The organism is Gemella taiwanensis (assembly GCF_054054385.1).
The window spans coordinates 25091-38779 of record NZ_JBSMTL010000015.1 but is presented as its reverse complement, the minus strand read 5'-3'; the positions used below and the strand labels follow the sequence as shown (position 1 = coordinate 38779).

Annotated in this window: 11 protein-coding genes; 1 reads left to right on the top strand and 10 read right to left on the bottom strand. The window is 31.6% G+C overall.

Annotated elements, in window-relative coordinates:
• Positions 1-607: 607 nt before the first annotated feature.
• From nadE to ACWOA3_RS08330, 8 genes are all read right to left on the bottom strand, one after another.
• Complete coding sequence (gene nadE, locus ACWOA3_RS08365) at positions 608-1429, bottom strand: ammonia-dependent NAD(+) synthetase (RefSeq protein ID WP_456885281.1); 822 nt, start codon at positions 1427-1429, stop codon at positions 608-610.
• Positions 1430-1440: 11 nt separating this feature from the next.
• The gene (locus ACWOA3_RS08360; RefSeq protein ID WP_456885279.1) at positions 1441-2883 is read right to left on the bottom strand and encodes a nicotinate phosphoribosyltransferase; all 1443 of its coding nucleotides are present in this window, start codon (positions 2881-2883) and stop codon (positions 1441-1443) included.
• Between the two features lie 231 nt (positions 2884-3114).
• On the bottom strand, positions 3115-3753 hold the full coding sequence (locus ACWOA3_RS08355) for a septum formation initiator family protein (protein WP_442566655.1): 639 nt from the start codon (positions 3751-3753) through the stop codon (positions 3115-3117).
• Positions 3737-4015, bottom strand: coding sequence for a S4 domain-containing protein (locus ACWOA3_RS08350; RefSeq protein WP_442566656.1), 279 nt, complete (start codon positions 4013-4015; stop codon positions 3737-3739). Before ACWOA3_RS08350 ends, ACWOA3_RS08355 begins: the two co-directional genes overlap by 17 nt.
• 231 nt (positions 4016-4246) lie before the next feature.
• On the bottom strand, positions 4247-5479 hold the full coding sequence (locus ACWOA3_RS08345; RefSeq protein ID WP_456885277.1) for an aminopeptidase: 1233 nt from the start codon (positions 5477-5479) through the stop codon (positions 4247-4249).
• 129 nt (positions 5480-5608) lie between these two features.
• The gene (locus ACWOA3_RS08340; RefSeq protein ID WP_456885275.1) at positions 5609-7402 is read right to left on the bottom strand and encodes an aminopeptidase P family N-terminal domain-containing protein; all 1794 of its coding nucleotides are present in this window, start codon (positions 7400-7402) and stop codon (positions 5609-5611) included.
• A 243-nt stretch (positions 7403-7645) separates the two neighbouring features.
• Entirely contained in the window at positions 7646-8608 is a 963-nt protein-coding gene (gene pip / locus ACWOA3_RS08335; RefSeq protein ID WP_003147848.1) for a prolyl aminopeptidase, read from the bottom strand.
• A 286-nt stretch (positions 8609-8894) separates the two neighbouring features.
• Positions 8895-10286 (bottom strand): peptide MFS transporter, encoded by a 1392-nt coding sequence (locus ACWOA3_RS08330; protein ID WP_003147847.1) that lies wholly within the window; start codon positions 10284-10286, stop codon positions 8895-8897.
• Between the two features lie 183 nt (positions 10287-10469).
• Here ACWOA3_RS08330 and ACWOA3_RS08325 point away from each other — a divergent pair, with 183 nt between their 5' ends.
• Positions 10470-11549, top strand: coding sequence for a M24 family metallopeptidase (locus tag ACWOA3_RS08325; protein WP_003147846.1), 1080 nt, complete (start codon positions 10470-10472; stop codon positions 11547-11549).
• A 173-nt stretch (positions 11550-11722) separates the two neighbouring features.
• Here the strand turns inward: ACWOA3_RS08325 and ACWOA3_RS08320 are convergent, their stop codons facing one another.
• Positions 11723-12649, bottom strand: coding sequence for an alpha/beta hydrolase (locus ACWOA3_RS08320; RefSeq protein WP_456885271.1), 927 nt, complete (start codon positions 12647-12649; stop codon positions 11723-11725).
• 114 nt (positions 12650-12763) lie between these two features.
• Positions 12764-13687, bottom strand: coding sequence for an ATP-binding cassette domain-containing protein (locus ACWOA3_RS08315; protein ID WP_442566660.1), 924 nt, complete (start codon positions 13685-13687; stop codon positions 12764-12766).
• Positions 13688-13689: the final 2 nt, after the last annotated feature.

Genomic DNA, 13689 nt, shown 5'->3' with positions numbered 1-13689 from the left:
CTGTCCTTTTTTGGAATTAACGTTGACTTAATTCGTTTAGTTTTCAATGTTCAAATCGTTGCGATTAACAACTTTTATATTTTAACATTTTTAAATTTCTTTGTCAAGTCTTTTTTAGAACTTTTTTAAAAATGTTTTTTCGTCTTCATCAGAAGACTTTAATTATTTTATCATTTCTTCGAATGTTTGTCAAGAAGTTTTTTATATTTTTTTTGAACTTTTTAACCGTTTACTTCGTTGAAATAATAAGCGTTGTCTTTCTTCAAGACTTTTATAAGTTTAACATTTCTTTTTTATTTTGTCAAGAAGTTTTTTCAATTTCTTAACATTCTTTATTTTGAAATGTTTTATTGTTCGTCTTCTCTATCAGAAGACTTTTTCTATTCTATCATTTAGTTCTAATTATGTCAAGCTTCTTTAAAACTTTTTTAAAAAGAATTTGTATAAATAGTTATCCTCCATCAGAAGACTTTTTCTATTCTATCATCCTAGTTCGATTATGTCAACATCTTTTTTACTATTTTTTTTTTATTAATTAATCGTTTAATAATTGTAAAAGAGAATACTATTCTACCATAGTATCCTCTTTCCTCTGTTTTATTTTCTTCTATATATTGTAAAAATCAAATACTGTAACCGGAAGATTACGTTTATGCTCTGATTTTATATAGTGTCCTTCTATTATCTCTCTAATATCATCAGGTACATTTCTACCTTCTAGATAGTCATCAATATTATCATATGTTACACCAAGGGCTACTTCATCTGCTAGAGCTGGTCTATCTTCTTCTAAATCTGCAGTTGGTTTTTTCAAATATAAGTGTTCTGGGCAATCTAAAGCTTTTAATATTGCCTTACCTTGTCTTTTATTTAATCTATATAATGGTACTATATCTGCTCCACCATCACCGTGTTTTGTAAAAAATCCTGTAATTGCTTCTGCTGCGTGATCTGTTCCAACAACTATACCTTTATTCATTGTAGCAATTGAATATTGAACTTTCATTCTTTCTCTTGCCTTCTCATTCCCTTTAGCGAAATCTGTAATGTCTACTCCTGCTATTTTTAATGAATTAACACTAGCATCTACTGCATCTTTAATATTCACTGTATATACCTTATCAGGATTTATAAATTGTAATGCATCATTACAATCAGCTTCATCAAATTGCTCACCATACGGAAGTCTCACTGCAATAAAAGTATATTCTTCTCCCGTTTCTTCTTTCAATTCATTAATAGCCATTTGACATAACTTACCACACAACGTTGAATCTTGACCGCCTGATATACCTAAAACTAGACTTCTTATAAAACCATTTTTCTTAATATAGTCTTTTAAAAAGTTAATAGTTAGTCTAATCTCCTCATCAACATTAATTTCAGCCTTACATCTTAGTTTTTTTATTACTTCTTGTTGTAATGTCATATTTTCACCTATTAATTTGATTTCTTTGTTACTTTTTTCAATATTGTGTTTCTATTTTCCCAACATTCTGTACTTAAATCTACTGGATAAAATTCAGGGTTTAATAAACGTAAGTACTCGTTCCATAGTAACTTTTTATTTTCTTTGAAATATTTTGCACTTTCTTGTACAGTTGGAACCTCATAGACTTGTTTACCATTCTTAAATATATCTACTTGTAAATCTCTTGCTTCAAAGTTTTTAACTTCTTTTTCTAAATATGTGTGCGTCGGGTGGAATAATTTTATACTCGGCTCTGCACTCACATCTTCTTTTTCTAAGGCAATGTAGTCACCTGCTGCCATACCTGTATCTTTATTTATTATTCTATAGACTTTTTTAATACCTGGGATAGTTAATTTACCTGGATTTTCAGAGACTTTTAGTCTATCAATCATCTCTCCATTAGCATTTTCTAAACATGCAAGTTTATATACTGCACCTAATGCTGGATTATCGTAAGCAGTTATAAGTTTTGTACCTACACCCCATGCATCTATTCTAGCGCCTTGTTGTTTAAGGTGAGTAATAGTATCTTCATCTAAATCATTAGAAGCTACTATCTTAGCCTTCGGGTATCCCGCTTCATCTAGCATTTTTCTTGCTTCTTTTGAAAGATATGCAATATCTCCTGAGTCTAATCTAATACCTAAGAAATTAATTTCATCTTTCAATTCATCTGCAACTTTAATCGCTGTTGGAATCCCTGAACGTAATGTATCATAAGTATCAACTAAGAAGTAACAATCTTTATGTGCCGCAGCATATTTTTTAAATGCAATTTCCTCATCTTCGTACGCTTGAACAAATGAATGCGCGTGCGTTCCACTACATGGAATATTAAATAGTTTCGCTGCTTTTACATTACTTGTTGCTTCGAATCCTCCAATCACAGAAGCACGAGTTCCCCAAATCGCTGCATCAAACTCATGAGCACGACGTGTTCCGAATTCCATACAAACTTCATCTGGACATAAGTGCTTAATTCTAGCTGCTTTTGTCGCTATAAGTATTTGATAGTTAACTATATTTAATATTGCAGTTTCCATAATTTGAGCTTGAATTAGAGGTGCCTCAATTCTTAAAAGAGGTTCATTCCCAAAAACAATCTCTCCTTCTTTCACACAACGAATATTTCCTGTGAACTTCATTTTACTCAGGTAGTCTAAGTAATCCTCTGCATAGCCTAATTCACGTAAAAAATCTATGTCAGATTTTGAAAACTCAAACGAATTAACATAATCAATAATTTTGGCAAGTCCAGCGAACACTGCATATCCTCCACCAAAAGGTATTTTTCTAAAGTACACATCAAAATATGATTTTCTCTCATGTATTCCATCTTTGAAATACGCATATCCCATGTTAATTTGATAAAGGTCGGTATGCAATGCATCACCTTGATATTTATTCATAATTTCCTCCGATTTATGTATCATTAAATTTGTTATCTATATATTAACATTTTAACAACTTTTTAACAAATATTTATACTTAAATATACACAATTAAATACTACTAAATTAACCTTTATATACCTACACATTATGTATATCAACTATTCACACTATTAACAATAAAAAGTATTTTTTTATAATATATTTTTTAAAATTTTACTCAATATAAAAAAGAAGTAACAAGTATTACTACCCATTACTTCTTCGATTATTAGTGTTTGAATTTCTATTAGTTGCCCTTTGAGTCTGAGTTTTCTCGTCTTTCTCAATGTTTTCATCTTCATCAGAAGAGTTATTATCAGTTTTTTTTGTATCGCTAGTTTTGTTGTTAGCACTAGTTTTTTTATCTGTTGACTTTTCATCATTCTTTTTAGTTGATTTCTTATCGTCTTTTTTAGCTAATTCTGGGATTTTACTATCATCGATTCGACCGTTATTATCTTCAGATTTTTCCAAATTGCCATCCATAATAGATTTTATTGCCGCCTGCAAAAAGTTTTCCTGCAACGGAATATTAAAAATCAATTCTCCTTGATAACTTAGACCATACTCTTGTCTTACTAAATCAGTAATAAAATAAGGATCTTTTAATTTATCAATTACAAGTTCATTAACTTTATTTTCTTTATCTAGGTTTTCTATCGTTTTATTCTGCTCTGCTAATTGTGAATTAATTTGTTTCTTATCACGTATATATAAAAAAGTTTGCAACAACGTCACAGATAGTGCTAAAGTCATAATTACTAAAATAATGAATTTACGACGTTTCCTATATTTAGCTTTAGCCTTTAATACATCTTTTTTAAACTGACTATTCTGTTCTCTCATTTTCTACTTCTCTTGATTTTTCTGAAAGAATTTTGAACATTTTTGTCGCATCTTCTTTTTTAGTGCTATCTTTTAATTCCAACACCTCATACTCTACTTCTTTTTTCGCAAAATAAATAGTAATTTTATCCCCTATTTTTAAAGTACTAGATGGTTTTGCCTTTTTACCATTAATAGCTATGTACCCCTCTGACGATATTTCATTAGCAACTGTTCTTCTTTTAATAATTCTTGATACTTTTAAAAATTTATCCAAACGCATTTAATCACCCCTAAATATTAGTACAATCTATTATCACATATTTATTTACTTTTCGCAAATAAAATCTACAATAAATATTTCAAATTTTAAAATCCGCTATTTTATCCAATAAAAACGAGAGCGACCTAGAATCTTGATTCCACAGAAATCAATAACTCTAAGTCAGCCCTCTCCATTTGTTAAAGTACTAAAGATTTAACAACCTACTTTATTATCATGAATAAAATAATCCTACTTTGCCCAGTTTCCATCTTTGAAAATAGCTATTTCTTTACCATCTTCTGTGTAACCAGTAATATTTGTTGTTGCTTCACCTATCATAAAGTCAACGTGAATTAAACTATCGTTAGCTCCCGCTTCTGCTAATTGTTCATCAGTCATTTCAGGACCACCTTTAACACATGTTGGATATGCTTTTCCTAATGCGATATGGCAAGCTGCATTTTCATCAAATAATGTTTCTAAGAATAATATTTTCGTATTAGATATAGGAGAATCAAATGGAACTAATGCCATTTCACCAATTCTTCTTGCTCCTTCATCAGTGTCTAATAAATTCTTAAGAACATCATAACCACGCTCTGCTCCGAAATCTACTACTTTACCATTTTCAAATTTCAACCAGAAATTATCAATTAGTACCCCACCGTAGTTTAAAGGTTTTGCATTATACACAATACCACTAGTTTCATCTTTGTGAGGCATCGTAAATACTTCTTCAGTTGGAATGTTTGCTACAAAACGATCAGCTTTTTTAGCATAACTTCCGGCACTTTGCCAAATATGGTTTTTCGGAAGACCTACATATAGGTCTGTTCCTAAATCATTTGTAATATGTAGTTTCACCAATTCATTTTCATGTAAGAATTTAGCTTTTTCATCTAGAACTTTAATATGTTCTTCCCAATCTGCAACTGGATCATCACCAGTTGAGCGACAAGCACTTAGGATTTGATCCCAAAGTTTTAAGTATGCTTCTTCATCACCTAGTTCAGGATATAGTCTTTTCGCCCATCCAACTGTTGACGCAGACACAACACACCAAGGACATTCGTCACTCATGATAGATTTCATGTAGTTACGCATCGCTTTAGAACGACCTACCATAGAAGCTTTTAATTTTGCACTATCCACTCCCGCTAATCCATCTGGATCATCTCCGATAATAGATAAGAATGCTGCTCCTTCATCTAGTTCGTCTTGATATTTATCAATATACCATTGTCCTACTGTACTTAAAGTTTCTTCCGTTTGATAATTCAAGTGTAATTTTGTTAACTCTTGATCACGCCATTCTACAGAGACCCTTTTAGCCCCTAATTCATAACACGCTTCTACTACTTTAGCAACAAAATCACGTGTTTCTGTACTAGCTCTTACTAAAACTGGTTGATTTTTTTGAATATTTAATCCAACTTTAGCTATAAGTTGTGCATATTTTTTTAATTGTGTGTTTAAATCCATATGATTTACCTCGATTTTCAGACTAAATTTTGAAATAATCGCCAAATTTATTTCAATAATATATATTATATCACTTTTTACAAAATATTAGTAGAAGGTTCCAAGCGAACTTGAAACCTCCTGTTAAAATTATACTTCTCTAGTAGCTTGTTTTAGCCATTCTAATTCTTCACCTTCAAAGTGTGGTGCTAAAACTTCAAATACTTTTTTATGATAATTGTTTAACTCATATTTATCTTCACTTGTAAGAATAGATACATCAATAGCTTCTAAATCCCAAGGAACGAAAGTCATTACTTCAAATTCTAAGAATTGACCATATTCGTTTTTAACAGTATTTCTAATAATTAATTCATTTTCTAAACGAATACCATGTGAACCTGAAATATATAATCCTGGTTCATTAGTCATAGTCATACCGTGTTTAAACGGTTCTGATGCACGATAAATTCCCCAGTGGATTCCTTGAGGTCCTTCGTGAATATTTCCTAGGTATCCTACCCCATGTCCAGTACCATGGTTGAAGTTTTCATAATCATACCATAATGGAGCACGAGCAAATAAGTCTACGTTTGCTCCAGAAATACCTTCCATAAATTTAAGTCTTGATAGACGTAGGTGACATTGAAGTACTCTAGTATAATCTCGTTTTAATCTATCACTAACTTCACCCATAGCTGTCGTACGAGTAATATCAGTTGATCCTTCTTCATAATGTGCTCCAGTATCAGTTAAGAAGAAAGTACCAGTACGTAATGGAATAGATGTTTCCTTAGAAGATGAGTAGTGTACGATTGCCCCATTTTCCGCATGTCCGCAAATTGGTGCGAAACTTGGACAGATAAATCCACCTTGTTCTTTTCTAAATTCTACAAGTTTATCTGATGCAGAAAGTTCATCTTCTTGCTCACTAATACCTTGTTTAACCAATTGTTTTAGCCAGTATATAAATTTAGTATGAGCAATACCATCTTTTACATGAGCTTTAATTGTGTGTTGTAATTCAACTTCATTTTTTATAGCTTTCATTAAAATTGTAGGATTTCTACGTTCTACCAATGTTATTTCTTTTGGAATATTGTTGAATACTGCATAGTTTAAGCAATCCGGGTCAACTAAAACAACATCATTTCCTGAGAATTTTTTCACATCTTGGTAAACATCGTTATATGGTTTAATGTGAACATTATTTTCAGATAAATGTTTTTTAATTTCATCAGATAATTTTCTTTCATCAACATATAAATCTACTTTATCTTCATAAACAACAGCATAACTTAATAGTAATGGGAAGAAATCTACATCCATACCACGAATATTTAATAACCAACCAATATCGTCAAGAGTAGTAATAACGTGGATGTTTGCTCCAACTTCACTCATTTCTTTACGTACTCTTTCAAGTTTACTAGCGACAGATTCCCCAGCACGTTCTAAGTTTAAATAGAAAGCAGGTGCTTCTGATAACGGTGGACGGTCTGTCCAAATTTCATCTACTAAATCTACTTCATATTTTACAGTAGCATTTTTACGTTTTAATTTTGTAGCAAGGTTTTTACCTTCTCCAAAAGTTACTACACGACCATCGAATCCTAACACACCATTTTCTGGAGTATTTTCTGTGATAAATTCTGCGATAGTTGGAACTCCTGGTTCACGCATTTTTTGTAATTCGATACCAGTTCCTTCTAATTGTTTTTCACCTTGTAAGAAATAACGACCATCTGTCCATAACCCTGCAAAGTCTTTTGTTACTACCAATGTCCCTGCAGACCCTGTAAATCCACTCATGAACGCACGAGCTTTGAAATGTTCCCCTACATATTCACTATTATGAAAATCAGCTGTTGGAACCATATAGACATCAATTCCATTTTTTTCCATCAATTCTCTTAGTTGAGCTATTCTTTCTTTTACTGCCATTTCCCTTACTCCTTTGCTATTTGTATTATATTTTCTGCAACTTTTAAATTTAGACGTAGCAGTTACATATTTACTACATTTATTTAATTATTACACTTATTATTTTATCATATAATGAAGCGTTTTTCATTATCAATACGAGTCATTAGTTATATTTTTTATTAAACTTACAACTTTAATATATTTGATTTAATTAAACGATTAGACTCGAATCATCATTTCCATGTCTAACTATTATCTATACTATTTTAATAGTTCTTTAAAGTAATCAGTTGATTTAACTAAAGAATCTACAATTGCAGGTTCCCCTGATGAATGACCTGATACAACAATATCTAATTTACAATTGTTTAATTTTTTACTTAATTCATATGCTCCTATAGCACGACAGTCAACGTCATAACGACCATGAGCTATTGTAGTTGGAATATCTTTAATAACATCAATATTATTTAAAATCCAATCGTCATCATCCCAGAACATATTATTCATCCAGAAATGACATTCAATTGTTGCCATAGAAATAGCATAATTAATTTCACCAAAACTTTGTTCAAGATTTGGGTCAGGATATAAAGTTACTAAGCTTCCTTCCCACATACTCCATTCTTTTGCTGCTACTTCTCTCGTTTCTCTATCTTCACTTGTAAGTCGTTTGTAATATGCACGAATCATATCATGACGTTCTTCTTTTGGAATAATACTTTCATATCTTTCAAAAGATTCAGGGTGAATATTACTTGCTCCACCTTTTTCATAAATCCAAAGTATATCTTCCCTACGACCTAAGAATATTCCACGTAATACCAATCCTAAAACACGTTCAGGATGTTTAATCGCATAACAAAGTGATAAAGTAGAGCCCCAACTACCACCGAATACTAGCCATTTATCGATATTTAAATCTTCTCTAATTTTTTCAATATCTTCAATAATGTGCCAAGTATCATTATTTTCTAAACATGCGTGAGGTGTAGATTTCCCACTTCCACGTTGATCAAATAATATTATACGATAAAATTCGGGATCGAAGTATTGTCTGCAACTTGGTGCAGTTCCACAACCAGGACCTCCATGTAAAAATACTACTGGTACTCCATTAGGATTACCACTTTCTTCATAATAAATTGTATGTGTGTCATCGACTTTCAACATTTTAGAGAAATTCTCTTTAATAGCAGGATATAATGTTCTTAATTCTGCCATAATGACACCTCCTTTTGCATTTTTTCTTACAATTTAATTTTAACATATAATTTATATTTTTTCATTATTAATAAAAAATAAAATTTTATATTTTACTATTTTATAAATAAAATATTTTTTAGTACACTTAGTTATAATACAATGAATAAAAATATTTCACCATTTGACAATACAGCTGTAAAAAGTTATTTATATCGTTATATAAATGATATAGGTTTTATAAAATTATTTATCAGACAATAAAAAAATAAGTAGAAATAAAATTCCTACTTATTTTTTATTTATTTTATTCTTCTACTAGTGTTTCACCTTCACGTAATTCTACAAGAGAAGCTAGTTTTTTCTCGAATAAGAATACTAAAACAGCTACGACTACACAGACAACACCGATACCTAATGAAAGTTTGATAATTGGTACATCTGCAATTGCTGCATATAGAAGTCCATATCCTTTCGCAGCTCCGAATGTTGCTACAATCCATACAGCCATCATAATAGATAAGATATGTTTTGGAGAGTATTTAGATACGAATGAAGCTCCAAGAGGAGAGAAGAACATCTCAGCTACACTCAGAACAATGAAGAATAATACAACCCAAAGAATACTAGCTTTTTGAGTTTCAGGTGCTCCAACTCCACGGCTAACTTCAGTTAATGCTAATACACCAAATGTTGCTCCAAGAAGGAATAACGCGATAGATGCTTTTTTGTATAAGCTCCAGTCTCCTTGTGGACGAGTAGCAAGTTTGTACCATAAAGCTCCTAAGATTGGGCCTAAAACGATACAAGCCAATCCATTAATAGAATCTAACCAAGATGTTGGCACTGTGAACGTCCCTAACTTATCATCAATGAATTTCGGCATGTAATCATATAAAATTACGTATGTTAAATACCAGAATGTCCAGAAAACAACAGATAATAATGAAATGATTATAATTGAGTACACACGGCGAACTTCATATTTTTCTAATGAACGGTGTACTTTAGGTTTATTATCTTCATGTTTGTGTTCACCTTGAGCAAAAGGATGTTTCCCTGCATCACCAAGAGATTTATAACCTAAAACGAACCAAATTGCTCCAATGATACAAAGTAATCCAGCTATTTTAAAGCATTGTAAATATCCATTTGAGCTTGCTGTAGCAAGTTTTAAATATATAACCCCTACGAATGTTGTTCCAATAAATGATCCGATATTAATAAATGAATACATTGTTGAAAAAGCATCATCTTTACGTTTTTCATCACCTTCGAACAATTGACCTACAACCGCTTGAAGATTACCTTTGAAAAACCCTGTTCCTAAAGAAACTAGAACAATCATAACCCAAAGAGCTGAATATGAACCTACAAAACCTGCATACCCATATCCTAATCCCATTAACACAAGTCCAAGCGGAATCAAGTATCTTGCTCCTATAAACCTATCTGCAATAAAACCAAATAGCACCGGTGCTAAATACGTAAAAGCTACAATATTAGATTGCATTGCTGCACCTTCTACCTTACCTAAACCAAGTCCACTTTCTCCCATTCCTCCAGCTATTACCGCTACAGTTACATATGTATATAGTAGCCAACGAGAAGAATAGTAAGCACATCGTTCAAAAGAGAACGTAATTGAACTCATATAGAAACTCCACGGTTTACCTTTTTTAACCGCTACTTCTGACATAAAAATCCCTTCTTTCTTGCGTGATTTCTCACTATTTTTTATTCATTATATCACAACATATTTTATCATTCAACTATTTTCTAAGAAAACGTTGTATATACTTAAATAATACTATTGTATTTAAGTATAGTAAATGTTATAATTATATTAAAGTTCATAATATTTTTAAAGGAGTTGTATAATATGAAACTTTCTAGAACTAATAAAATTTTATCTAAGATGAAAGAACAAGGGATTAATCAAGCTCTTATTAGCGATCCTTATTCAATCTTCTATTTAACAGGGCACCTAGAACATCCAGGTGAAAGATTTTACGCAGTACTTCTTGATGAAAATGGGAATCATAAACTTTTCATCAACGCTTTATTCCCACTGGATAAAGATTTAGGTTTAGAAAAAGTAGTTTATTCTGATACTGATAAACCTATAGAAATTCTGTCAAAATCAATACCTAACGGTTCTGTTGTCGGTATTGACAAAGTTCTTCCAGCTAGATTTTTACTACCACTGATGAATTATTTACCAGAAAGTAAATTCGTCGATGTATCTCAAATTGTTGACCGCGTTCGTATGATTAAAGATGAAGAAGAAAAAGAACTTATGCGTCGCGCTTCTCTTCTAAACGACGAAGCTTGTCAGCGAGTTATCAATAGTATTTCTGCTGAAAAATCTGAAAAAGATATTGTAAAAGATTTACTTGAAATCCACGAAGATTTAGGGGTAGAAGGACTATCATTTGATCCAATCATCGGATATGGTGCTAACGGGGCTAACCCTCACGGAACAGTTGGTGATAGATATCTAAAACCAGGTGATTCAATCATCATCGATATGGGGGGAATTAAAGATAACTACTGCTCTGATATGACACGTACTGTATTTTGGAAACAACCAAGCGAAAAAGCTCGCGAAGTATTCGAAACAGTATTAGAAGCACAAAAACGTGGTGTTGCACTGGTTAAACCAGGTGTTAGATTCTGCGATATAGATGCAGCTTGCCGTGACTATATCACTGAAAAAGGTTATGGGGAATTCTTTACACACCGCACAGGACACCACATCGGTCTTGAATGTCATGAGTACGGAGATATTTCAAGTGTTAATGAAACTAAATGTGAACCTGGAATGATTTTCTCTATTGAACCAGGTATCTATCTTCCTGGAGAATTCGGTGTTCGTATCGAAGACCTTGTTCTTGTTACAGAAGATGGTTGCGAAGTATTAAATAAACTTAACAAAGAACTAGTTGTTATCGGGGAGTAACTAGTTAATATTGTAAGGGAAATCACTATTTAATAGGAATTTAAATTTGTAACAAATAATTGTAAAAAAGTATTGTATAGCAATACACTAATAACTTAACTCATAAAAATAATAATAACTATAATATCTAATATAAAAGACGACTGATAAATTTATCAATCGTCTTTCTTTTATTATTCAAAATGTTTCTTTAAGAACTCTCCTACAATTTTCCAGTATTGTTCTCGATATTTTCTTTCTGCTTGAACATGTTTCATACCAGGGAAACTATGGAATTCTTTTTCTGAAGTTATTAAGTTATAAGCTTCTTTACCATGTTCTAAAGGAACAAAACCATCTTCCTCACCATGTAGTACTAATGCTGGCAGTTTCGTTTCTTTTAAACCTTTCGTCGCATCTACATCTCCAAAGAAGTATCCCGCACGAATTTTAGTTACTGTATTCGCTGCTGGAATAACTGGGAAACTTGGTAAATTAAATAATTTTTTTAATTGATAAGTAAATTCTACTTTTAAATTCACATATCCACTATCTTCTATAAAAGTTTTTACATTTGATGGTAAGTTTTTCCCTACTGCATTCATTACAGTAGCAGCTCCCATACTGATTCCAAATAATGCTGTATCAGCATTATTATTTTCAGCTGATATTTTCTTCACCCAATTAACTAGGTCATCAGAATCATAGCCACCCATTGAGATAAAATCACCCTCACTATTACCATGAGCAATTAAGTCTGGGGCAAAAACACTGTATCCCATATCATAAAACTTCTTAATATAGTTTGCCATTTTTTTAGCATCACTTGTGTATCCATGAACTACAAAAATCCACTTCTTAGCATTAGGATTGACAAACTTATAACCAACTAATTTATTTTTAGTAACAGATTCCATTTCTGTAACTTGCTTTGTTTCATCAAACCACTTATTTACCGCTGTTTTATCTTCTTTACTACCGTCACTATCCTGGTTAACTATAGCACTCTTATCAACTTTTGGATTCAATCCAAAATTATAGAAATAATTTCCAATAAAGCCGAACGCAACAACTAGTACAATTAATAACGTCGCTAATATTTTTTTTAAATGTTTTTTCACTTTTCTTTACCTTTCATATTCAGTTTAATAAAACTATTATACTATTCCTTTTGATAAAAGTAAATAAAAAATAACACTAATAGAGACTTAAAATATCTCTATTAGCATTGTTATTCAATTATTAATTCTTACCGAAACCTTATCCCCAATGTTAAATCTTTCTTCTGTTGACATCGTTAAAACTTTTAAAATATCCCCATCAAAAGTCTCAACTAAATACTCAACTGTAGCTCCTAGATAGGTTACATCTACAACTTCCCCATCACCAGAATTATCTAATTTTATATATATTTCTTCTGGCCTGATTGCCAAGTTTTCATCAATAATATTATTCTCACCTATAAAACTTGAGATGAAGTTGTTATTAGGCTGTTTATAAAGTTCTTCTGGAGTACCTATTTGTTCTATATGTCCTTCATTTATTACAATAACTCGATCAGAAAGCTTAAAGGCATCCTCTTGATCATGAGTGACTATTATCATTGTAACACCAAATTGTTTTTGGATTCTTTTAATTTCTTTTCTCATTACATCCCTAAGATGCACATCTAAGTTCGATAGAGGTTCATCCAGTAACAACAATTTTGGATTCAACACCATACTTCTAGCTATAGCGACGCGTTGCTGTTCTCCTCCAGACAACTCCTTAATCTTTTTCTTATCATAGCCTGCTAGTCCAACTTTTTCTAGCATATCCCTCGCTCTTTTTCCCCTCGTATTCTTATCAATTTTTAATAATTTCAGACCATAACTCACATTGTCTATAACATTTTTATGAGTAAATAAGCCATACGATTGAAATACGGTAGCGATCTCTCTTTTTTCAGGTGGGAAATTATTAATATTCTCATTAGATAACAATACATCCCCTGAATAATCTGATATGAAGCCTCCTATAATATTTAATAGCGTAGTTTTTCCACATCCAGAGGGCCCTAATATACAAACCAACTCACCCTCTCCTATATCAAAAGTAATATTCTTTAAAATTTCTTTATCTTTATACTTCTTTGAGATATCCTTTAAACTTAAATACATAC

What these genes read in the sequence shown, in the direction of transcription:
- ACWOA3_RS08360 (WP_456885279.1), bottom strand. Translation starts at nt 2,883, where the DNA reads ATGAATAAATATCAAGGTGATGCATTGCATACCGACCTTTATCAAATT.
- ACWOA3_RS08345 (WP_456885277.1), bottom strand. Translation starts at nt 5,479, where the DNA reads ATGGATTTAAACACACAATTAAAAAAATATGCACAACTTATAGCTAAA.
- ACWOA3_RS08355 (WP_442566655.1), bottom strand. Translation starts at nt 3,753, where the DNA reads ATGAGAGAACAGAATAGTCAGTTTAAAAAAGATGTATTAAAGGCTAAA.
- ACWOA3_RS08350 (WP_442566656.1), bottom strand. Translation starts at nt 4,015, where the DNA reads ATGCGTTTGGATAAATTTTTAAAAGTATCAAGAATTATTAAAAGAAGA.
- ACWOA3_RS08340 (WP_456885275.1), bottom strand. Translation starts at nt 7,402, where the DNA reads ATGGCAGTAAAAGAAAGAATAGCTCAACTAAGAGAATTGATGGAAAAA.
- ACWOA3_RS08325 (WP_003147846.1), top strand. Translation starts at nt 10,470, where the DNA reads ATGAAACTTTCTAGAACTAATAAAATTTTATCTAAGATGAAAGAACAA.
- nadE (WP_456885281.1), bottom strand. Translation starts at nt 1,429, where the DNA reads ATGACATTACAACAAGAAGTAATAAAAAAACTAAGATGTAAGGCTGAA.
- pip (WP_003147848.1), bottom strand. Translation starts at nt 8,608, where the DNA reads ATGGCAGAATTAAGAACATTATATCCTGCTATTAAAGAGAATTTCTCT.
- ACWOA3_RS08330 (WP_003147847.1), bottom strand. Translation starts at nt 10,286, where the DNA reads ATGTCAGAAGTAGCGGTTAAAAAAGGTAAACCGTGGAGTTTCTATATG.
- ACWOA3_RS08315 (WP_442566660.1), bottom strand. Translation starts at nt 13,687, where the DNA reads ATGTATTTAAGTTTAAAGGATATCTCAAAGAAGTATAAAGATAAAGAA.